This window comes from Nonomuraea sp. PA05, from assembly GCF_008086045.1.
GTDB lineage: Bacteria > Actinomycetota > Actinomycetes > Streptosporangiales > Streptosporangiaceae > Nonomuraea > Nonomuraea monospora.
Window position 1 is genome coordinate 1 of sequence record NZ_VSEY01000058.1, and the last position, 21,286, is coordinate 21,286.

20 protein-coding genes are annotated in these 21,286 nt (G+C 71.8%); 14 read left to right on the forward strand and 6 right to left on the reverse strand.

Annotated elements, in window-relative coordinates; translation table 11 throughout:
• The 3 genes from FXF51_RS53480 to FXF51_RS53490 form a co-directional block, all read left to right on the forward strand.
• Positions 1 to 325: hypothetical protein (locus tag FXF51_RS53480; protein ID WP_187415063.1), on the forward strand; the 325-nt coding region annotated here is incomplete at its 5' end.
• A 139-nt stretch (positions 326 to 464) separates the two neighbouring features.
• Complete coding sequence (locus FXF51_RS53485) at positions 465 to 1,901, forward strand: serine/threonine-protein kinase (protein ID WP_148442556.1); 1,437 nt, start codon at positions 465 to 467, stop codon at positions 1,899 to 1,901.
• 235 nt (positions 1,902 to 2,136) lie between these two features.
• Positions 2,137 to 5,454, forward strand: a complete 3,318-nt coding sequence (locus FXF51_RS53490) for a CARDB domain-containing protein (RefSeq protein ID WP_148442557.1) — start codon at positions 2,137 to 2,139, stop codon at positions 5,452 to 5,454.
• On the opposite strand, the gene FXF51_RS53495 is transcribed toward FXF51_RS53490, so the two are convergent.
• Entirely contained in the window at positions 5,447 to 6,469 is a 1,023-nt protein-coding gene (locus FXF51_RS53495; RefSeq protein ID WP_148442558.1) for a serine hydrolase domain-containing protein, read from the reverse strand. The genes FXF51_RS53490 and FXF51_RS53495 overlap by 8 nt on opposite strands.
• 71 nt (positions 6,470 to 6,540) lie before the next feature.
• Positions 6,541 to 7,500 carry a GlxA family transcriptional regulator gene (locus FXF51_RS53500; RefSeq protein ID WP_187415064.1) on the reverse strand — a complete coding sequence of 320 codons (960 nt, stop codon included), beginning with the start codon at positions 7,498 to 7,500 and terminating at the stop codon, positions 6,541 to 6,543.
• A gap of 221 nt (positions 7,501 to 7,721) precedes the next feature.
• Here FXF51_RS53500 and FXF51_RS61455 point away from each other — a divergent pair, with 221 nt between their 5' ends.
• Together FXF51_RS61455 and FXF51_RS53505 are read left to right on the forward strand one after the other, a co-directional pair.
• Positions 7,722 to 9,023: a hypothetical protein gene (locus FXF51_RS61455; RefSeq protein ID WP_187415065.1), complete on the forward strand. Its 1,302-nt coding sequence runs from the start codon at positions 7,722 to 7,724 to the stop codon at positions 9,021 to 9,023.
• Entirely contained in the window at positions 9,023 to 9,880 is an 858-nt protein-coding gene (locus FXF51_RS53505) for a BTAD domain-containing putative transcriptional regulator (RefSeq protein WP_262380493.1), read from the forward strand. The genes FXF51_RS61455 and FXF51_RS53505 overlap by 1 nt, the downstream gene beginning before the upstream one ends.
• Here FXF51_RS53505 and FXF51_RS53510 read toward each other — a convergent pair.
• Both FXF51_RS53510 and FXF51_RS53515 read right to left on the reverse strand, forming a co-directional pair.
• Complete coding sequence (locus FXF51_RS53510) at positions 9,820 to 11,631, reverse strand: FAD-dependent oxidoreductase (protein ID WP_148442560.1); 1,812 nt, start codon at positions 11,629 to 11,631, stop codon at positions 9,820 to 9,822. The two genes, FXF51_RS53505 and FXF51_RS53510, sit on opposite strands and share 61 nt — an antisense overlap.
• 92 nt (positions 11,632 to 11,723) lie before the next feature.
• On the reverse strand, positions 11,724 to 12,344 hold the full coding sequence (locus FXF51_RS53515) for a TetR/AcrR family transcriptional regulator (RefSeq protein ID WP_262380485.1): 621 nt from the start codon (positions 12,342 to 12,344) through the stop codon (positions 11,724 to 11,726).
• Positions 12,345 to 12,437: 93 nt separating this feature from the next.
• On the opposite strand from FXF51_RS53515, the gene FXF51_RS53520 reads away from it, so the two are divergent.
• The 3 genes from FXF51_RS53520 (at position 12,438) to FXF51_RS53530 (ending at position 14,760) form a co-directional block, all read left to right on the forward strand.
• Positions 12,438 to 13,781: an NAD(P)/FAD-dependent oxidoreductase gene (locus FXF51_RS53520; protein ID WP_148442561.1), complete on the forward strand. Its 1,344-nt coding sequence runs from the start codon at positions 12,438 to 12,440 to the stop codon at positions 13,779 to 13,781.
• Complete coding sequence (locus FXF51_RS53525; protein ID WP_222871878.1) at positions 13,778 to 13,981, forward strand: ADP-ribosyltransferase domain-containing protein; 204 nt, start codon at positions 13,778 to 13,780, stop codon at positions 13,979 to 13,981. Before FXF51_RS53520 ends, FXF51_RS53525 begins: the two co-directional genes overlap by 4 nt.
• 89 nt (positions 13,982 to 14,070) lie before the next feature.
• Positions 14,071 to 14,760, forward strand: coding sequence for a helix-turn-helix transcriptional regulator (locus tag FXF51_RS53530; protein ID WP_148442562.1), 690 nt, complete (start codon positions 14,071 to 14,073; stop codon positions 14,758 to 14,760).
• A 16-nt stretch (positions 14,761 to 14,776) separates the two neighbouring features.
• Here the strand turns inward: FXF51_RS53530 and FXF51_RS53535 are convergent, their stop codons facing one another.
• Complete coding sequence (locus FXF51_RS53535) at positions 14,777 to 15,694, reverse strand: alpha/beta hydrolase family protein (protein ID WP_148442563.1); 918 nt, start codon at positions 15,692 to 15,694, stop codon at positions 14,777 to 14,779.
• Positions 15,695 to 15,822: 128 nt separating this feature from the next.
• On the opposite strand from FXF51_RS53535, the gene FXF51_RS53540 reads away from it, so the two are divergent.
• The 6 genes from FXF51_RS53540 (at position 15,823) to FXF51_RS53565 (ending at position 20,359) form a co-directional block, all read left to right on the forward strand.
• Positions 15,823 to 16,476, forward strand: a complete 654-nt coding sequence (locus FXF51_RS53540) for a hypothetical protein (RefSeq protein ID WP_148442564.1) — start codon at positions 15,823 to 15,825, stop codon at positions 16,474 to 16,476.
• A 366-nt stretch (positions 16,477 to 16,842) separates the two neighbouring features.
• The gene (locus FXF51_RS63995) at positions 16,843 to 17,829 is read left to right on the forward strand and encodes a transposase domain-containing protein (protein ID WP_148442565.1); all 987 of its coding nucleotides are present in this window, start codon (positions 16,843 to 16,845) and stop codon (positions 17,827 to 17,829) included.
• 216 nt (positions 17,830 to 18,045) lie between these two features.
• A complete protein-coding gene (locus FXF51_RS53550) occupies positions 18,046 to 18,420 on the forward strand; it encodes a GntR family transcriptional regulator (RefSeq protein ID WP_148442566.1) in 375 nt (124 codons plus the stop codon).
• On the forward strand, positions 18,417 to 19,322 hold the full coding sequence (locus FXF51_RS53555; RefSeq protein WP_148442567.1) for an ABC transporter ATP-binding protein: 906 nt from the start codon (positions 18,417 to 18,419) through the stop codon (positions 19,320 to 19,322). Before FXF51_RS53550 ends, FXF51_RS53555 begins: the two co-directional genes overlap by 4 nt.
• Positions 19,319 to 20,014 carry an ABC transporter permease gene (locus FXF51_RS53560; protein WP_148442568.1) on the forward strand — a complete coding sequence of 232 codons (696 nt, stop codon included), beginning with the start codon at positions 19,319 to 19,321 and terminating at the stop codon, positions 20,012 to 20,014. Before FXF51_RS53555 ends, FXF51_RS53560 begins: the two co-directional genes overlap by 4 nt.
• Positions 20,015 to 20,125: 111 nt before the next feature.
• Positions 20,126 to 20,359 (forward strand): hypothetical protein, encoded by a 234-nt coding sequence (locus tag FXF51_RS53565; RefSeq protein WP_148442569.1) that lies wholly within the window; start codon positions 20,126 to 20,128, stop codon positions 20,357 to 20,359.
• A 375-nt stretch (positions 20,360 to 20,734) separates the two neighbouring features.
• On the opposite strand, the gene FXF51_RS53570 is transcribed toward FXF51_RS53565, so the two are convergent.
• The gene (locus tag FXF51_RS53570) at positions 20,735 to 21,253 is read right to left on the reverse strand and encodes a tyrosine-type recombinase/integrase (RefSeq protein WP_148442570.1); all 519 of its coding nucleotides are present in this window, start codon (positions 21,251 to 21,253) and stop codon (positions 20,735 to 20,737) included.
• Positions 21,254 to 21,286 lie beyond the last annotated feature (33 nt).

Consider the following 21,286-nt stretch of genomic DNA (forward strand, 5'->3'; position numbering starts at 1 on the left):
CGAGATGGAGGTCTGGGCCATGGAGGCGTACGGGGCCGCGTACGCGCTGCAGGAGCTGCTCACCATCAAGTCCGACGACGTCATCGGCCGGGTCAAGGTCTACGAGGCCATCGTCAAGGGCGAGAACATCCCCGAGCCGGGCATCCCCGAGTCCTTCAAGGTGCTCATCAAGGAGATGCAGTCGCTGTGCCTCAACGTCGAGGTGCTCTCCAGCGACGGCATGTCCATCGAGATGCGCGACACCGACGAGGACGTCTTCCGCGCGGCCGAGGAACTCGGCATCGACCTGTCCCGGCGCGAGCCGAGCAGCGTCGAGGAGATCTGACGCTCACCCCCTGGTGCGGCGCCCGCGAAAGACGAAGGGCGCCGCACCCGGACAGATCTTCGCTTACTGTGCATCTTGGGGGAGCACTGCGGGAGAATGTCCCAGTGCATACGGGGGAAAGCGGAGGATGACGTCGGGAATGAGCATGCAGACGTACGAGCATCTCGGCCCTTACCGGATGGTCAGGAAGATCGGCGAGGGCGGCATGGGGGTCGCCCACCTCGGTCTCGACGGCGCGGGCAGGGAAGTCGCGATCAAGGTGCTGCATCCGCACGTCGCGGCCGACCTCAAGGCGCGCGATCGGCTCTTCCGCGAGGTGGAGACCATGCGCCGGGTGCGCAGCTCCTACGTCGCCGAGGTGCTCGACGCCGAGCTGTCCGGCCCCCGGCCGTACGTGGTGACCAGGTTCGCGCCCGGCCGCACGCTGGAGGACACCGTCCTGACCGAGGGACCGCTGCCGCCGCACGAGGTCATCAGGCTCGCGCAGGGGCTGTGCCAGGCGCTGGTCGACATCCACGCCGCCGGCGTGATCCACCGCGACCTCAAGCCGTCCAACGTCATGATGGTGAACGGCCGGCCGCTGGTCATCGACTTCGGCATCGCGCACCTGGTGGACGCGGCCAGGCTGACGCAGAGCGGGATGTTCGTCGGCACGCCGGGCTACCTGGCGCCGGAGATCATCCGCGGCGCGCAGATCACCCAGGCGGCCGACGTGCACGCGCTGGCCTCCACGGTGTTCTTCGCCGCCACCGGGCTGCCGCCGTTCGGCACGGGAACGTTCGAGGCGGTCTGCTTCAACACCATGGAGGGGCGCTCACAGATCGACAAGGCGCCGGTCTGGCTGCGCGACTGGCTGAGCCGGGCGCTGCAGGTCGATCCGTCGGCCCGGCCCGGCGCGGGGGAGCTGCTGCGGATGGCGGGCGCGCTCGACCAGGCGGGCCGCGGGCCGCAGCCGGCGCGCGGCGGCCGTACGGCGATCATGAACACCGTCTCCGACCTGCTCCCGCCGGTCGAGTACGCCCGCGGCGGCTCGCCGCAGCCCGCGCCGACCGTGCACGCCGGCCAGCCGCGGGAGCGGCGGCCGATCGCGCCGCCGCGTCCCGCCGAGCCGTTCGAGCTGCGGCGCTTCGTCAAGAGCAGCGGCTTCGTCGGGGTGCTGGCGCTCGTGACGCTGATGGCGCTGACCGTCGTCATGCCGGTCGTCGTGGGCCTGGTGGTGGCCGCGCTCTCGCTGGCGCTGCGCGCCGGTGACCACTACTTCGCCGAGGAGCGGCCGGAGCTGACCAGGGCCGCGCTGGTGGCGATGGGGCACCTGCTGCTGTCGCTGGCCTTCGGCATCGCGGCGGCGGGCCTGCTGCACCTGGCCGGACGTCTGAGCACCAGCCACGCCGAGTCGCTGGCCGCCGGATTCTTCACGCTCGGCCTGTTCGTGCTGCCGGGTGCGGGAGCGGTGCGCAGGGCCGCCTCCGGGGTCCTGAACCGGCTGCTGCCCGGCCACAGCGCGACCGTGGTGACGGTGGCCGTGATGGGGCCTATCGCGCTGACCTCGGTGATCATCGCGCTCGTGGGGCTGTAGCTCCAGGGCCGCAAGCCGGCCGCTTGCGGAGCGCAAAACTTGCGTTAGTCCGACGTAGGCGTTTGCGCTCCGCCATGACCTGTTGTTCGCCCAGCTCCCGGGCGTCACCAGCGCGAAGATCCATCACATGCCGGGCTGGCGAAGTTATTTCTTTGCGCAATCTCGTCGAAATATTGCGGCTATCTGCTCGGCATCTTATGGTTCGGCCATCCGCCTTACCCGGAGGGCCACCCCCATGAGAGTTCTGTTAGCCGCCCTTACGTTAGTCATCGGATTCCTCGCCGCACCCCTCGCGCACGCCGCCGCCGACACCAACCTCGCCGCCGGCAAGACCGCGACCGCCAGCAGCTTCAACGACGTCTACCGCCCTGCCAACGTCACGGACGGCAACCAGGCCACCTACTGGGAGTCGGCCAACAACGCCTTCCCGCAGTGGGTCCAGGTCGATCTGGGCGCGAGCGCGAGCGTCAGCAAGGTGGTGCTCAAGCTGCCCGCCGGCTGGCCGAGCCGCACCGAGACGCTGAGCGTGCAGGGCAGCACGAACGGCTCCGGCTTCACCACCCTGTCCGCCTCGGCCGCCCACTCCATCAGTCCGGCCGCCACCATCACCTTCCCCGCCGCCACCGCCCGCTACGTTCGCGTGCACGTCACCGCCAACTCGGGCTGGCCCGCCGGTCAGCTCTCCGAGGTCGAGGTGTGGGGAAGCGCTCCGGACAACCCCGGCGGCCCCGGCGCCAACCTGGCCCTCGGCAAGACGATGACCGAGTCGGGCCACACCCACACCTACGTGGCCGCCAACGCCAACGACGACAACGTGGCCACCTACTGGGAGGGCGGCGCCTACCCGGCCACCCTCACCGCGCAGCTCGGCGCCGACGCCGACCTGACCGCCGTCACCGTCAAGCTCAACCCGGATCCGGTCTGGGGCCGCCGCACCCAGACCTTCCAGGTGCTCGGCCGCGCGCAGTCGGCCACGGCCTTCACCACGCTGGCGGCCCAGGCCACCCACACCTTCGACCCCGCCACCGGCAACAGCGTGACCGTCCCGGTCACCGGCAAGGCCGCCGACGTGCGGCTGCAGTTCACCGCCAACTCCGGCGCGCCCAGCGGCCAGGTCGCCGAGTTCCAGGTCTTCGGCACCCCCGCGCCCAACCCCGACCTCGTCGTCACCGGCCTCACCTGGACGCCCGCCTCGCCCACCGCGACGAGCGCGATCACGATGTCGGCCACGGTGCGGAACGCGGGCAACGCCCCCTCCGCCGCCTCCTCGGTCGCCTTCCTCACGGGCGCCGCCCAGGCCGGCACCGCCGCCGTGGGCGCGCTGGCCGCCGGCGCCTCCACCACCGTGTCCACGAACATCGGGACCAGGCGGGCCGGTACGTACGAGGTCTCCGCCAAGGCCGACGCCGGCGGCGAGGTCGCCGAGCAGAACGAGGGCAACAACACCTACACCGCGCCCACCTCGCTGGTCGTCGCCGAAGCCCCCGGCCCCGACCTCCAGGTGCTGAGCATCAGCGCCACCCCGCCGAACCCCGCCGCCGGCGCGCGCGTCACGTTCACCGTGGCCGTCAGGAACCGCGGGACCGCCACCACCGGCGCGACCACCGTCACCCGGGTCGCGGTGGGCGGCACCACGCTCAACACCGACACCGCGCCGATCGCCGCGGGCGCGACGGCGAACGTGGCCGTCAGCGGCGGCTGGACCGCCACCAGCGGCGGCGCCACCATCGTCGCCACCGCCGACGCGACCGGCGTCGTCACCGAAACCGACGAGAGCAACAACACGCTCTCGCAGGCGATCACCGTCGGCCGCGGCGCCTCGGTGCCGTACGTCGAGTACGAGGCCGAGTCCGCCGCCTACCAGGGCACCCTGCTCCAGGCGGACCCGCTGCGCACGTTCGGGCACACGAACTTCGCCACCGAGTCGTCCGGCAGGAAGTCGGTGCGCCTCGACGGCACCGGCCAGTACGTCGAGTTCACCTCCACCAGCCCCGCCAACTCGATCGTGGTGCGCAACTCGATCCCGGACGCGCCGGGCGGCGGCGGCATCGACGCCACGATCAGCCTCTACATCGACGGCGCGTTCGCCCGCAAACTCACCCTGTCCTCCAGGCACAGCTGGCTGTACGGCACCAGCGACGATCCGGAGGCGCTGACCAACACGCCGCAGGCCGACGCCAGGCGGCTGTTCGACGAGTCGCACGCGCTGCTGACGCGCTCGTACCCGGCGGGCACGAAGTTCCGGCTCCAGCGGGACGCCGGCGACAGTGCCGCCTTCTACATCATCGACCTGATCGACCTGGAGGACGTCGCGCCCGCGGCGGCCAAGCCGGCCGCGTGCACCTCGATCACCGAGTACGGCGCCGTGCCCGGCGACGGCAACGACGACACCGCCGCCATCCAGCGGGCCGTCACCGACGACCAGAACGGCGTCATCGACTGCGTGTGGATCCCGCCGGGCCAGTGGCGGCAGGAGAAGAAGATCCTCACCGACGACCCGCTGAACCGCGGCCCGTACAACCAGGTCGGCATCAGCGACGTCACGATCCGCGGAGCGGGCATGTGGCACTCCCAGCTCTACACCCTGACCGAGCCACACCTGGCGACGGGCGGCATCAACCACCCGCACGAGGGCAACTTCGGCTTCGACATCGACGACAACGTGCAGATCTCCGACCTGGCCATCTTCGGCTCCGGCCGGATCCGCGGCGGCCCCGGCGGCGCGGAGGGCGGGGTCGGGCTGAACGGGCGGTTCGGCCAGAACACGAAGATCTCGAACGTCTGGATCGAGCACGCCAACGTGGGCGTCTGGGTCGGCCGCGACTACGACAACATCCCCGAGCTGTGGGGGCCGGCCGACGGCCTGCAGTTCAGCGGCATGCGCGTCCGCAACACCTACGCCGACGGCATCAACTTCAGCAACGGCACCCGCAACTCGCGCGTCTTCAACTCCTCCTTCCGCACGACGGGTGACGACTCGCTGGCCGTCTGGGCGAACCCGTACGTCAAGGACCCGTCGGTGGACATCGCCCACGACAACCAGTTCCTCAACAACACCGTGCAGCTCCCATGGCGGGCCAACGGCATCGCCGTCTACGGCGGTTACAACAACAGGATCGAGAACAACCTGATCTACGACACCATGAACTACCCGGGCATCATGCTCGCCACCGACCACAACCCGCTGCCGTTCTCCGGGCAGACGCTGATCGCCGGCAACGCGCTGTACCGGTGCGGCGGCGTCTTCTGGGGCGAGGCGCAGAAGTTCGGCGCCATCACGCTCTTCGCCCAGAACCGGGACATCACCGGCGTCACCATCCGCGACACCGAGATCCACGACTCGACCTACGACGGCATCCAGTTCAAGGGCGGCGGCGGCAACATGCCGAACGTCGCCATCACGAACGTGCGCATCGACAAGTCGAACAACGGCGCCGGCATCCTGGCCCAGGGCAGCGCCCGCGGCAGCGCGACGCTGACCGGTGTCACCATCACGAACTCGGCCACCGGCGACATCGTCAGGGAACCGGGCTCGACCTTCGTGATCAACTAGGGTCGGCGGCTCCGGGGCCCCGCGCCCCGGAGCCGCCGAACTGCGTCCCGTAGAGGTCGGTGAAGGTGGCCAGGAAGTCGTTCCAGTCGCCGTTGAGGTTGCTGACCAGGATCCGGCCGCCGTCGCGGTCGCCCATCGCGTACGTCATGGAGCCCTGGATGTAACCGCCGCCGCCCCACAGCGTGACCCCGCACGGCAGCCGCTGGCAGTAGACGCCGAGCCCGTAGGCGGTGTCCGGCACCCAGCCGGCGCCGTCCGTCGGGACGGTGGTGAACATCTCCGCCTGCTGCTCGGGCGGCAGGAGGCGGCCCCGCAGCAGCTCGCCGAGGAAGCGGCGCAGGTCGGCGGCCGTCGAGACCATGCCGCCCGCGGCGCCAGCCCAGCTCAGGTCCGCGCCCGTCACGTCGTGGACCTCGGCGGGCCGGCCGGACTCGTCGGCCTTGGAGTAGTGCCGGGCGTGCGGCTCGCGCAGCGTGTTGTCAGCGCCCGGCAGGTACGTGCCCGCCAGGCCGAGCGGCCGGGCGACGCGGCGCTCGATCTCCCCGGCGATGGGGACGCCCGTCGCCTGCTCCACGATCATTCCCGCCAGCGTGTAGTTGACCTTGGAGTAGATGAAGCGCTTGCCGGGCTCCTCGGGGGCGGGCGGGGCCTGGCCGGGGAAGGCGTCGGGCAGGCCGCTGGTGTGGTTGAGCAACTGCCTGATCGTGATCCTCGTGCTGTCGCCGCCGAGGTTCTCCTCCACGACGCCGGGCAGCCACCGCGCGACCGTGTCGTCCAGGCCGAGGCCGCCCTCGGCCGCCACCAGCAGGACCACCGTGCCGGCGAACGCCTTGGTGAAGCTGCCGATGCGGAAGTGCTCGTCGAGGCGGCGCGCGCGGCGGGACGTCAGGTCGGCTACCCCCGCCGTGCCGCGCCACACCGGCGCGCCGTCGATCTCCAGCTCGGCGAGGACGCCGGGGCCGCCGCCGTCGGCGACTGCCCGGTCGAGCGCGTGCTGGAGCTGGGCATGGGACATCGTTCCTCCTGGGCATGGGACGGTATGAGCAACCGTAGTTGACTAATTCGGAATTAGTCAACGCAAGTTGCTCAACGCCCGGCGGCGCGGAACTTCGACGGCGGAACCCCCGCCCACGCCACGAACGCCTGACGGAACGTCTCGGTCGAGGTGAAGCCGCAGCGCCGCGCGATGGCCGCCAGCGGCTCAGCCGTCCTGGACAGCAGGAGCGAGGCCACCTCCAGGCGCATGTCGCGGACCAGCCTGGACGGGCTCTTGCCCACGTGCTCGGCGAACAGCCGGTTCAGGTGCCGCTCGCTCACCCCGGCGAACGCGGCCAGCCGGGCCACGCCGAGATCGCCGTCCAGATGCAGGATCACGTGGTCGATGACCCGCCGCACCAGCGCCTGGTCCGAGCGCGGCAGGTTGGTGAACAGGCTGAGCTGCGTCTGCCCGCCCGGCCGCTGCAGGTACGTGACCATGCCCATGGCCACCCGCCGGGCGATCTCCGGCCCGTGGTCCTCCTCGATGAACGACAGCGTGAGGTCCAGGGACGCCGTGACCCCGCCCGAGGTCGAGACCTCACCGTCCCTGACGAAGATCGGAGACGGGTCCACATGCACCTTCGGGAAACTGGCGGCGAGGCGGGCGGCCTCGTACCAGTGCGTGGTGGCCCGGCGGTTGTCGAGCAGCCCGGCGGCGGCCAGCACGGTCGCGCCGGTGCACACCGACGCCACCCGCCGCGACAGCCCGGCCAGCCGCATGACCTGGCCGACCAGCCGGGGGTTGGCCGCGGCGGTCTCGTGCCCCTGCCCGCCCGAGACGACCAGCGTGTCGATCGGGCCGTCCACCTCGTCGATGCGGCCCTGCCCGCGCAGCTCCAGCCCCGAGTCGCAGCGCACCGGCCGGCCCAGCGGGGTCACCAGCCGCACCTCGTACGCCGGGCTCGCACCCAGCCGGTTCGCGTAGTCGAACCCGGACGTCACCGACGCGACGTCGACGAGCTCGATGCCGTCGTAGGCGACCATGACGATCAGCGGCGTCACCACCATGGCTCCACGGTAAGGCTCCTCGCGGGGCGAACCGCGCCGTACGGACAAGATCCCCGAAGGCTCTCCCGAAGGCGAACCGAGTCGCACGGACAGGATCCCCAGCGGAACGGACGAGCCGACCGCCGTTCCGGCCGGCTCCCCGCGCCGGGCGCCGATGCTGCTGGCATGCCCGCGCACCGGACGTCCCGGCGCGCGCCGTACAGGAACAGGAGGTGATCACGATGCGCGAGCGGAGCGCATGGCCAGGCCCGGAGGGCTGGCACCGGCCGCTGCTGATGGTCGCGGCCGTCGCCGCGCCGTTCGTCGCGATCTCGCTCGCCGGTCTCGCGCTCGACGGCCGCGTGCTGGTCGGCGCGCCGATCTGGGGCAAGCCGTTCAAGTTCGCGGTGTCGATCGTGCTGTACGCGGTGACCTGGTCGTGGCTGGTGTCCTGCCTGCCGCGCCGACGGCTCGTCCGGTGGCCGGCCACCGTCATCGCGGCGGCCCTGGCGATCGAGTACGCGATCATCGTCACCCAGGTGATCAGAGGCCGCCAGAGCCACTTCAACGTGGCCACCCCGCTGGACGGCGTCCTGTGGGGCGTCATGGGCACCTCCATCACCGTGCTCTGGCTCGCCAACATCGCCGTCGCCCTCTTCCTGATCAGGCGGCGGGTCGGCGGCGGGCCGCTCACCTGGGCGGTGCGTACTGGCGCCGCCATCTCGCTGTTCGGCATCGGGATGGCGTTCCTGATGACCAGGCCGACCGACGGGCAGCGGGCCGCGATGCGGGACGGCGGCTTCGGCGGGATCATCGGCAGGCACAGCGTCGGCGTGGCGGACGGGGGGCCGATCATGCCGGTCACCGGGTGGAGCACCACCGGGGGCGACCTGCGGATCGCGCACTTCGTCGGCATCCACGCGCTCCAGGCGCTGCCGCTGCTGGCGGTGCTGCTGGCGGCGCTGGCGGGGCGGGTGCGGCTGCTGAGCGGGGAGCGGGTCAGGACGCGGCTCGTCCTGGTGGCCGCCGCCGGGTACGCCGCCTTCACCGGGCTGACGCTCTGGCAGGCGCTGCGCGGCCAGCCACTGCTCCGCCCGGACGGGCTGACGCTGGCGGTCGCCGGGGTGCTGGCGGCGCTCGTCCTGGCGGGAACGGCAGCGGTGCTCGCCACAGCCCGCCCCGACGGCCCGGCCCGCCCCGACGGCCCGGCCCGCCCCGACGGCCCGGCCCGCCCCGACGGCCCGGCCCGCCCCGACGGCCCGGCCCGCCCAGACGATCCGGCCCGCCCTGACGGCGTCGCCCCTCCTGATGGCGCCGCTCGTCCTGATGGCGCCGCTGGTCCCGAGGGCGCCGCTGGTCCCGAGGGCGCCGCTGGTCCCGAGGGCGCCGCTGGTCCCGAGGGCGCCGCTCGTCCCGAGGGCGTGGCGCGTCCCGAGGGCGTGGCGCGTTCTGATGGCGCCGCCTGTCCTGACGGCCCGGCCCGTCCTGGCGGCGCGGCTCGCCCGGATGGCTCGGCTTGCCCGGGCGGGCCGGTGGCGCGGTGATGGGCCCGCGCGGGCGGTTCGCGCCGGGGCTGCAGGTCGGGGTGCTCGGCATGCTGGAGGTCGCCGTGGACGGGCGGCCGGTGCCGCTGACCACCGGCAGGCTCAGGACGCTGCTGGCCGTGCTCGCCATGTCGGCCTCGGAAAACGTGTCGATGGAGCGGCTGGCCGAAGCGGTGTGGTCGGACGAGCAGCCCCGCAACAGCCGCCGCAGCCTTCAGATCTACGCCGCCCGCCTGCGCGACGCGCTCGGCCGCGAGTGGATCGGTACCCGCCAGGAGGGCCTGACGCTCCGCGCCGACCCCGGCGACGTGGACGCGCTGCGCTTCGAGCGGATACTCGGCCGCGCGTCCGGCGAGCGCGGCTCGCCCGCCGAACGCCCGCTGCTCCAGGAGGCCATGGCGCTGTGGCGGGGCCGTCCGTTCGAGGCTGTGACGTCCCGCTGGCTGGCGGAGATCCAGGCGCCCCGCCTGACCGAGCGTTACCTCACGGCCCTGGAACGCCGGGCGGAGCTGGACATCCTGGCCGGCCACGCGGTCGACGCGGTGGCGGAGCTGGCCGAGCAGGTCACCCGCCACCCGCTGCGCGAGTCCCTGTGCCTGCGCCTGCTGGTCGCGCTCGACCGGTGCGGGCGTCAGGCGGAGGCGCTGCGCTGGTACGGGCGGATCCGCGCCGTCATCACCCGCGAGCTGGGCGTGGAGCCGAACCGCGAGCTGCGGCAGGCGCACGCCGACCTGCTCGCCGCCCGCCCGCTCGGCCTTCCTGGCGCCGCCCCCGTCCCCGAGCGGGGGCGGTGGGGTCACCGGCCAGGCCAGTACGGGCTGAACACGTCGAACTTGTTCGGCAGGCCCAGCAGGTAGCGGGCGTCGTCGGTGTCGTGCAGCAGCCTGAACTCGTTCGGCACGTACAGCTCGAAGAGCCGGGCCTTGGCGGCGGACGAGCCTGAGGCGTCCAGGATGGCGTTGGCCGCCATGCGGCCGGCCTCGTTGCCACCCTCCATCGTGGCCAGGTTGATGCTGTTGCGGACGTAGTCGGCGGCGAGGAAGAGGTTGGGGATGCGGGTCGTCGCGGCGGGCCGGTCGGCCCACGACCCGGCCGTGTTGATGAGCAGCGGCTCCTCGTTCGCGACGGCCGGGGTGCCCTCGCCGGTGATCGCCGGGTCCACGAACCACGACGACACGATCGAGTCGGGCAGCAGTGCGGCGCCGCCGGGCAGGGCCGAGCGGACCTGGGCCAGCACCTCCTGCACGATCTGCGGGCGGGTGCACTGCTTGGCGGTCTTGCCGAACAGGATGCCGGGGGTGTTCCAGTCGGACAGGTCGAGCGACAGGCAGTCGGTGACCGTGCCGTCGCCGTACTTGGCGGCGAAGTCGCCGCGCCAGAACTGCGCCTGGCTGATCGAGGTGAGCGCCCACGGCGTGGCCGCGTAGATGAGGTGGCCGTTGGCGATCGGGCGGGGCTCCTTGAGGTAGATCATCACCCCGTTCATCCAGTCGGTCTCCAGCCGGTCGAGCCTGGCCAGGGCGGGGTCCGCCGCTTTCATGGCGGTCGTCAGCAGGGGCTGGAGCCGTTCGACGGGGAGGGCGGCCACGTAGTGGTCGGCGGTGACGGTGCCGGCGGCCCCGGTCGGGTCGGTCACCCGCACGCCGGTGATCCGGCCGCCCGAGTAGTCGAACCCGGTGGCGGTCCAGCCGACCTTGAACTGCACGCCCATGCCGGTGAGGTGGTTGATCCAGGGGGTGAGCCAGACGTCGCTGGAGGGGCCGTTGAGCACCTGGTCGGGAGGTCCGTACGGGCCGAGGCCGAGCCCGCTGTAGATCAGCGCCTCGAACATCAGCCCCATGGTGCGCGTGTTGGCCTTGTCGGGCTGGGCCGCGACCAGCGACGCCGTGAACATGTGCACCAGCAGCTCGCGGTACTCCGGCGACATGAGGCTCGCCTTGACGAAGTCGGCGAAGCCCATGTTCTCCCACTGGCCGAGCCGCCGGCGCGGGCCGCTGGTGATGAACGCGACGAGCTTGGAGACGAAGAACTGGATCTGCGACAGCGGCACCGTGGAGACCGCCACCAGGGCGGCGTTCAGGTAGTCCCTGATCGCGTCGGGGGTGAGGGCGCCGCCGATGTCGCCGGGGATGGGGATGCGTAACTCCTTGCCCTTGTACGCGATCACCTCCAGGCTCGCCGGGACGAGGTTGTCGCGCACGGTGCCGCTGCCGAACGGGATGCGGCTCATGGTGTGCGGCAGGTTCTGGTAGAAGCCGGGGAAGAACCGGAAGCCGTGCTCGCCGGGCAGGTCCTGCCTGCCTCCGGTGCCCGTCCCCGGCACGGGGATGCTGCGTGACTTGCCGCCCAGGGTCCTGCGTTCGTAGACGGTGACCTGGAACCCGCGTTCCGCCAGCTCGTGGGCGGCGCTCAGGCCGCCCATGCCGGCGCCGAAGACGGCCACGTTCCTGCCCGCCGCGCTCACCAGCGACGGCGCCGCGTGGGCGGGCCCGGTGCCCCACAGCGGGCCGCCCGCCGCGCCGGCGGCGGCGGTCGCCAGCGCGCCCGTGACAAAGCTCCGGCGTCCGATTCCGTTCCGATTCTCTGACGACTGCTCCGACTGGTCCACGACGGAACCTCCCGCCTAACCGACACTGCTGTTGGTTCAGTTAGGCGAACGATGAACGCGTGGCTCACTTCTGTCAACAGTGAAGGTGAGGATCACTCAGAGTCGGGGAGCCGGGACAGCCCGTTCCACAGCACCAGCATCGCGGAGTCGACCAGGTCGTCGCGCGACACCGAAGGATGCCTGGCCCACCACTGCGCCAGGCCGTCGGTGCCCGAGATCAGCAGCTCGACCACCGCCTGGGCGGCCTCGCTCTCCGGGTCGAGGCCGAGCCGGCGCAGGTCGCGGCCGAGCATCACGGCCACCGAGCGCGTGCGGGTCTCCCTGATGCCCCAGCGCACGGCCTTGATCTCGGGGTCGTCCTCGTCGGTGTGGTCGAACAGCAGGCGGCGCGCGGCCGGGTTGCCCTCGGCGAAGCTGAAGTAGGCGTTCAGCGTGGCGCGCAGCCGCCTGCCGGGCGAGCCCGAGCCGGTGATCCTGGCGCCGACGTGCTCCACCAGCAGGGCGTTCTGCTCCTGAAGCACGGTGATCAGCAGCACCCGCTTGGAGCGGAAGTGGTCGTAGAGCACCGACCGCGTCACCCCGGCGGCGGCCGCGATCTCCTCCATGGCCGTCGCGTGGTACCCCCGGGCGGCGAAGACCTCCAGAGCCGCCTCGACGATGCGGGCCCGGCGGGCCGAGCCCGGCATGCGCTTCTTCAGCTCCTTGCTGGCCATGCCGTGCACCCTACCCGTTGACTCGGGACCGCCGGGCGCTTACCGTCCTGCTTAACCGACACTCTCGTCGGTTGATGCGGGCGAGGAGGTCCGATGGCGGAGCAGGCCGACGTCGTCATCGCCGGAGCACGGTGCGCGGGCGCGGCCACGGCCGCCACCCTCGCCAGGGCGGGACGCCGGGTGATCGCGGTGGACCCGGTGCGCTTCCCCGCCACCACCGTCTCCACCCACCTGCTGTTCGCCGGCGGCGTCGCCGAGCTGGCCCGCGTCGGCGCGCTCGAACGCGTCGCCAAGATCGGCGCCCCGCGCCTGTCCCGCGCCTTCATCGGCGGCCCGGGACACGCGGCCGACGGCGCCTACAACCCCGTGGACGGCATCGACTACGGCCTCTGCGTCCGGCGCGCGCCCCTCGACCAGGCACTCGTCGAAACCGCCTGCGAAGCCGGCGCCGAGATCAGGCAGGGACACCGCGTCACCGCGCTCATCTGGGAGAACGGCCGCGCCGCCGGCGTGCGCGTCCGCGACCAGAGCGCGCCGGGACACGACGGCCGCGAGTACGAGATCCGCGCCTCGCTCGTCGTCGGCGCCGACGGCCGCCGCTCCACCGTCGCCCGCCTCGCCGGCGCCGAACACCCGCGCATCGCCCACGCCAACGGGCGGGCCTGCTACTACGCCTACTACGACGACCCGCACCCCGAATGGCGCTCCACCGCCGCGATGTGGCTGACCGGCCGCGAACTCGGCAACGCCTTCCCCTGCGACGACGGGCTGACGCTGGTGCTGCTGATGCCGCCGGTCGAACGGGCCGCCGACTTCCGCGGCAACCTGGAACCCGAGTTCGACCGGACCGTCGGCCTCGTCCCCGGCCTGGCGGAGCGGCTCGGCGGCTGCGCCCGGCAGACCCGCATCGTCAGCTCCGCCGAGCACCCGTCGTACTTCCGCCGCTCCGCCGGGCCCGGCTGGGCGCTGGCCGGCGACGCGGGGCACTTCAAGGACCCCGTCACGGCGCAGGGCATCCGCGACGCCGTCCGGTTCGGGCGGCTGCTGGGGGAGAGCGTCGCCGGCGTCCTGGACGACCCCGTCGCGCTCGACCGCGCCACCCTGGCGTGGGAGCGCACGCGCGACGCGCAGTGCGTGCACACCTACCACTGGACGAACCTGCTCGGGCGGGGGGACGGGCTGGCGCACGTGCAGTTCGAGCTGCTGCGCGCGCTCACCGAGGGGCCGGACGGGGTGCGGCGGGTGCTCGACGTGTACTCCCGTATCCGCGACCCGCGCGAGACCCTCGCCCTGCCGGGGCTGCTCAAGGCGACCGCCCGGGCGTTGCGCGGTGGCAGCGGCAGGCGGGCGGCCATCGCGCGGGCCTCGGGCGAGGCGCTCGCCGAGCTCGCCGGGCACCGGGCGGAGGCCCGGCGGCTGCTCACCGGCCGCCCGTGACCGGCGGCTTGATGCGGACGCTGTTCGAGGTGCGGCCCAGGCGGGCCGTGGGGATCCGCCGGTTCTCCGCGTTCACCGGCGAGGAGGAGTTCATCCTCGCGCCCGGCACGCAGCTCCAGGTGACGGACGTCAAGGCCGAGCGGGGAGGGCTGTGCACCGTGACGCTGACGGAGCTGGACGAGCAGCACCTGGTGGCCTGAGCGGACCCGCCCGCCGCACCTGCCCGCCGCACCTGCCCGCCGCACCCGCGCGCATGGACCGCGCGGGCGCGGCGATCTAAGGTGCGGTCATGAAGGGCCGGTATCAGGTGTACTTCGAACGTGCCCGCATCCCCATCGCGGCCGTGGACGGGCTCGGCCGGATCAGGGAGAGCAACCCGGCGTTCTGCTCGGTGGTGGCCCGCACGGCCGAGGAACTGGACCACGTCCTGGCGGAGGAGCTGCTCGCGCCCGGCGAGATCGAGGCGCAGCGGCCCTACTGGCGGATGCTCGCCCTCGGACGGCTGGACACCTACCAGACGCGGTTGCGGCTGGTCCGCCGGAACGGCACCGTGATCCGCGCCCGCGTCAGCGCCTCCGTGGAGCATCGCGCGGACGGCCTGCCGTGGCGGGCGGTGGCCGTCCTGGACGAGATCTCCTGCCCCACGCCCCTGTACGGACCGGAGCCGGGGCAGGTGCAGGGACAGGTGCGGGCGCCGGTGCTGGGGCAGGTGCAGGGGGAGGTGTTGCGGCTGGTCGCGGTCGGGGCCTCGAACGCGCAGATCGCGCGGCGGCTGTATCTGACGCGCCAGGCGGTGGACTACCACCTGGCGCGGTTGCGGGCGAAGCTGGGGGCCGACAGCCGGTCGGCGCTCGCGGGGCGCGCGTTCGTCCTGGGGCTGTTCGTGCCAGGCGTGTGGCCACCGGTCCTGCACGCGCCGGCCGCGCACCCGCCCGCCCTGCACCCGCCCGCCCCGCGCCGGCCTGGGGATCCGGGCTGAACGGGCGGGCGTGCGGTCACTGCACGCCGAGGAACCGCACGGCGGGGTCGTTGCGGGCGGACGTGCCCCAGACCGCGTCGTAGTGGGTGGCGTCGTCGTGCAGGTAGTACAGCAGCCAGGCGGTGGTCACGCGGCGGGTGATCGCCTGCTGGGTGGCCCGGCTGATCGAGCCGCTGTCGCAGCCGAGCCCGCCGGAGTCGGTGAACCCGCAGTGGAAGCCGCCGACGATCGTGCGGAGCTGCTTGGGCGCGAGCTTGGCGTTGTAGATGGGGATCTGGTGCCCGGACGGCCCCGCCACGCTGTCGTTCGTCCCGGCGACGAGCTGCATCGGGACGGTCGTGGTCGCGGCGGCGGCGACGGCCGACGGGTTGGTCTCGGCGGCGGCGAGGTTCGTCACCGTCCGCGCCGAGGCGTTGCGCGCGGCGGCCAGCACGGAGGCGCCGCCGCCCATGGAGTGGCCTGACAGGCCCAGCCGGTCGGCGCGGACGTGGGCGTGGAACCGCGAGCCGGTCGTGGTGTCCTGCGCGACGATCCAGGTGAGTGCGGCGTTCAGGTCGTCGGCGAAGGCGCTGTGGCTGGGGAACAGGCCGCCCTGCGAGGTGGGCATGATCGTGATGCTGCCCCACGAGGCCCAGTGGCGGCCGAGCGAGGCGTACTTGCTGATGCTCTGGAAGAACCCGTGGCCGAAGGACACGGCGGGGAACCGTCCGGCGGCGACGGCCGTGCCGCTGCCCGCCGAGGTGGCCGGGTAGTAGACCCGCGCGCCGAACGAGCGGCCCGAGGCGGAGACGCTGACGTCGGCGTAGCCGACGGCGTACGAGCCGGGCACGGACAGATCGACGGCGGCCCCGGCGGGGGCGGAGGTGAGGAACAGCAGGGAGGCCAGCAGGGAGGTCAGGAGGGTCGCGCAGATCCTGATCGGCCAGGAGCGCATGACGCTTCACCAGCTTTCACGCGGGGAGTCTGTCATCCGCATATTGGAAACGCCGGTTCCCCTATGGCAACATCGGGCGGCAGGATTCAGGCAAATGCCAAAGACCCCGGCCTGCCGAGGAGGACGCCGTGATGCCCGCCCTGTACGGCATGCTCGCCCTGATCCAGGCCGTGACGGCCGCGCTGCTGGCACGATCGGCCCGGCGGACCCCGCTCGCGGCGCCGGTGCGATCAGGCGGCCTCTCCGCGCTCGAGCGATCGGGGAGGTGGATCCCGTTCGTGGTCGCGGTGGGCGTCGCCTACGACTCGGCGGTCGTCGGAGCCGGGGCGCTGATCGGCGAGGGCCCGGCCCTGGACGCGCTCAGCCTCGGCCGGTTCGCCGCGCACGCCGTCCTGACCCCGCTGCTCATCGTGCACGCGGCCGTTCTCGCCCGGCGCGGGCTCCTCGTCCCGGCCTGGGTCCTGGCCGGGGCGCTGATCGTTTTCGACGTCGTGGCCCTCGCGGACCTGCGGCTGGAGCCCCGATGGTGGGCGGGCACCCTGCGGCTCGTCTCCGCCGACCCGTCGGGCCCGCCGATCGCGGCGCTGGTCACGACGGTGGCCCTGCTGGCCGCCGGGGCGACGCTGTGGGCGCGCAGGCGGACGCCCTGGCTCGCCGCGGGCGCGGCCGTGCTGCTGGTGAGCGCGGGAGCGGCCGTGGCGGTGCCGATCCTGGGCAACGCGGGGGAGGCCGTCCTGATCGCGGCCCTCGTGGTGACCTCGCCGGTGGAGGGGTGCCGGTAAGAAACGTGTCAGTGCGCCATGGAAAGCGCTGTTTGTCCGAATGGGGGTGGAAGACCACCGTCGCCCGGCTGTCGTAGCGGTGGGGTGAAGCAGGAGGGGGCGTTCCCCCAGGCCAGGTAGTTAAGGTTTTCGTAGTGCCGTCAAGCGCGTGAGTTCTCGGGACGTGAGGACGGAGATCCAGTAGAACGGGTGATCTTCCACAATCAGCCGTCGAAGAACTGGATCTCCGTTGCTTGCCGAGTAAGCCGGCTCTGTTGTTTCCCGCGCTGTCGAGACGGACTCTTCGCCCCCGCTCGGCAGCCGAGAGATTGTTCGCTCCTGGACGCTTGGGTGAGCTGACCGCGCTCGTGCCGTTCGAGCTCATCGATGCGATCCTTGAGGAGACGCGCAACGTGCGCGTCGCCTGCGCGCTCTGCCCTCCCGCGTCGGGTCTACTTCCTGCTGGCGATGTGCCTGTTCCCCGAGGTCGGTTACCTGCTGGTCTGGCAGAAGCTGATCGCCTCGCTGACCGACCTGCCGGTCGTGACGCACACCGCCAAAGCCCTGCGTGACCTGCGCCGCAGAGTGGGCGGCGCACCGATGCGGCGCCTGTTCGAGGTGCTGAGCGGACCGCTGGCCCAGCCCACGACGCCCGGAGCACGGTTCGGGGCGGGCAGCCCCGGCCACGGCGGCTACCCCCAGCTGGAACTGATGACACTCGTCGAGACCGGAACCCGAGCCCTGATCGGCGCGATCTTCGGTCCCACCAGCGAAGGCGAGAGCGGCTATGCCCGGCGCCTGCTGCACCTGCTGACGCCCGACATGCTCGTGTTATGGGACAAAGGTTTCGACGGCAACGCCTTCCTCACCCAAGTCAGCGCCACCGGAGCGCAGGTGCTCGGCCGGTTGCGACCCCGACCGCTGCGGCTTCTCCATCGCCCTGCACGCCGCCCGCGACCTGGTGATTCGCCCCGTCGACGACCCCGGCAACGCCACCGGCCTGGTCGCAACCATCGGACGCCGTGTTCCCGACCGCAGCCGCACCATCACCAGCCTCGACATCACCCTCCTGCCACCCCCATCCACCCTGCCCGCCGCCTCCCGAGACGAGCGACCCATGCCCGCGGCCGACCGCCGCAGACAACAACGGGTCCTGGCCTTCCTCCATCAAGACCCCAACCGCCCCTGGAGGGCCTGCGACATCGCCCACCACCTCGGCGATGTCACCAAGAACACCATTTATCGGCAGCTGTCGCGCTGGGCCGACGGCCAGCTCATCTGCAAGATCGGGCCGGGTATCCACCGTGCCGGACCGCCATCCTCTGCGCTCTTGCCAGCAGCGCAAAAGCCTTAACTACCTGGCCTTGGCGTTAGCCGTCCATTCTGGCTGTCATGAGCAGCCCTCCCACAAGCAATCGGGTCCAGGGGCCGGCGATCCACGCATCCCCGGCTGCCCTTCCTGAGCGGGAGACAGGTCCCGGCGCCGCCGCCGGCTGAGGTCGCGGGACGCCCGGGCGGCTTGACAGCCGCGGCGCAAGGTTGCATGGTTACTTACACATGTAGCTAACCAGTTGGGCGGCTAAGCCAACGATGGACGACGACCGACCGATCTTCCTTCAGATCGCCGAGCTGATCGAGAACTCGATCATCGACGGGTCGCTGGTGGAGGAGGCCCAGGTCCCGTCCACCAACGAGCTTGCCGCCTTTCACCGGATCAACCCGGCCACCGCGGCCAAGGGCGTCAACCAGCTCGTGTCGGAGGGAACGCTCTACAAGCGACGCGGCATCGGCATGTTCGTCGCCCCTGGCGCCCGGGCCAGGCTGCGCGAGCGGCGACGGGAACGGTTCACCGAACAGTACGTGGAACCCCTGCTCGCCGAGGCGCGCAAGCTCGGCATCGGCCACGACGAGCTGATGAAGATGATCGATTCATTCGGTGCGGTTGTCGGGAGGGACCTGGGATGACGACGGTGGTAACCGCACACGGGGTGACCAAGCGCTTTGGTGACGTCACGGCGCTCGACGACGTGAGCTTCGCGCTGGCCGAGCACACGATCTACGGCCTGCTCGGGCGCAACGGGGCGGGCAAGACCACCCTGATGCAGATCCTCACCGGGCAGGCGTTCGCGTCGTCGGGGAACGTGTCGGTCTTCGACGCGCCACCGGTGGAGAACCCGGCCGTCCTGTCGAAGGTCTGTTTCGTCCGGGAGAGCCAGCGCTACCCCCACGTCTACACCGTGCGCCACGTCTTTCGCACCGCACGCCGGCTGTTTGCGAACTGGGACGACACGTTCGCGCACGGCCTCGCCGCGGACTTCCAGCTACCGGCCGGGCGGCTGGTCCGCAGGCTCTCGCGGGGCATGCTGTCGGCCCTCGGCGTGACCGTCGGGCTGGCCGCGCGGGCGCCCCTGACGTTCTTCGACGAGCCGTACCTCGGGCTCGACCCGGCCGCCCGGCAGCTTTTCTACGACCGCCTGCTCGCCGACTACGCCGGGCATCCCCGCACCGTGGTGCTGTCCACCCACCTCATCGACGAGGTGAGCGATCTGGTCGAGCGGGTGCTGCTCATCGACCGTGGCCGGTTGCTGCTCGATGAGGACGCCGACGACCTGCGCGGGCGGGCGGTGGTGGCCACCGGACGGGCGGAGGCCGTGGACGGGTTCGCCGCCGGACGCACCGAGTTGCACCGCGAGCGGTTGAGCGGCCTGGTCCGGTCGACCGTGCTCGGTGGGCTCGGACCGCACGCGAAGGTGCTCGCGCAGGCGCTGGACGTCGAGCTGGAGCCGCTGTCGTTGCAGCAACTCGTGGTCCGCCTGACCGTACCGCCGACGACAACGGCGCCGGCGGACCGGGAGGCCGCCCGATGAACCGCATCCGTCAGGTGGCCCGTCTCCAGGTGCCGGCCTGGCCGCAGATCCTGGGCTGGACGTGGAGCATGACGGCCGTCACGTTCGGCATCAACCTGTTGGCCTTCATGGCGAACTACGACCCCGGCGACGGCGTGACGAACACCGGCGGCCTGGTCAGCCTGTACGGCATCGCGATCGGGATGGCCACCGTCTCGGTCACCCAGATCTTCCCGTACGCGCTGGGCATGAGCGTGACCCGCCGGGAGTTCTACCTGGCCTGGTCGGTGCTCGCGGTCGTCCAGTCGGTGCTCTACGCGCTGGTGCTCTGCCTGCTGCACGCCGTGGAACAGGCCACCGGCTACTGGGGGATGGGGTTGCGCTACTTCGGCCTGCCGTTCATGGATGACGCCCACCCGGTGCTGCTCCTGCTCGGGTACGCGGTACCCATGCTGGTCGTGACCCACCTCGGGATCCTGCTCGGCACGGTGCACCTGCGCTGGGGCACCACCGGCGTCCTCGCCAGCCTCACCCTGGCCTTCACAGCGCTCGGGCTGGCCGCCGCGCTGATCACGTGGACCCGGCAATGGCACGCGATCGGCCGCTGGTTGCTCGACCAGTCCCCCACGGCACTGCTCGCCGGCTGGCCGGTCCTGGTGGCCGCCGCGTTCGCGGTCGGCGGGTACAGGCTCATCCGCCGTGCCACCGCGTAGGCGCGGCGGGCACTCGGCCGCTCCGGACACCGGACAACGCGTACGCCAACTCCGCCGTGATGGGCCGCCAGATTGTCAGCCCTGTCCGCCCGCGTCCTTAGGAGAGATGCAATGACGAGCAACAACACGCCCCCGCCCGCCCCAGGTCTCGGGATCTGGGAAAATCTCGGGATCTGGATCGCCTTCGGCGCTGCCTTCGGCCTCCTCGTCGGCGTCGTCGTTGGAAGTTTTTCCGACAACCTCGCTTACGGTGTCGCGCTAGGTTCGTCCATCGGTCCGGCCCTGGGCATAACCGCCTGGGCCGTCTTCATCGCGCCGCGAAGGAATACCCGCCGCGACTCCTGAACCGTCGAACCCGAGTATCGGCTACGGGGTCGCAGGCGCCACCGGAAAGTCCAGAAAGCAACGCAACGGCGCTGGCGATGGCGGCCGCGCCAGATGACCGCGCCCCGGCGGGCCGAGATCTGGTGGCGGTTGAGTACGATCAGCAGCCGGCCCGAAGCGCGCCACCACCATGGCGATGTGGTACCGGTACAGCTTGGTCGAACCGACGCCAGGCCAAGCGGTGCTCCATACTCGGCTCACACTCAGCGTCATCGACGCAGCCGGCCGTCCAGGCACTCCCGGCGTCGCGGTGGCCGCCATGGCACTCGCCGGCCGGATCGTCGACTGGGCGGATGGCTACGCTGCCCGTCTTGTTGAGGTGTCCAGGTCTGGCGGTCATAGGTCTTCGACGTAGTCGGCGGCGATGTCGTCGGGTGGGTTGGTGTACAGGCGCAGGTAGCGGTCGTTGGCGTGGCCGAGGCGGCGCTCAAGTTCGGCGCGGTTGCGGCCGGAGGCCTGCGACAGGCCGTAGGCGAAGGTGTGCCGGGCGTCGTGCGGGCGCAGGGTGCCGAGCTTGCGGTCGGGGTCGGGCATCTGGGCGTCGTGCAGGCGGCCGATCTCGCCGACGATGGCGTTGATGGAGCGGGCCGAGAGGCGGCCGTCGAAGCGGCCGACAGCAGCAGCGCGGCCGGTGATCCAGGCGCCGAAGCGCTCCAGGTGCCGGGAGATCTTGGCGGTGACCTCAGCTGAGCGGACTCCGCGCACGGCGAGATCGAGGTAGCGCTCCGTCCAGACTGGGAGGCTGTCGTCGGCCGGATCGAGGCGTTCGGGAAGCCCGATCACCTTTCGTGAAGTGATTTCGGCGTGATCCTGCCCGGCGAGCAGGGACGCCGAGCTGGGGGTGGAGGACAGCAAGCAGCCACATTACTTCACGAAAGGGTCATTTCC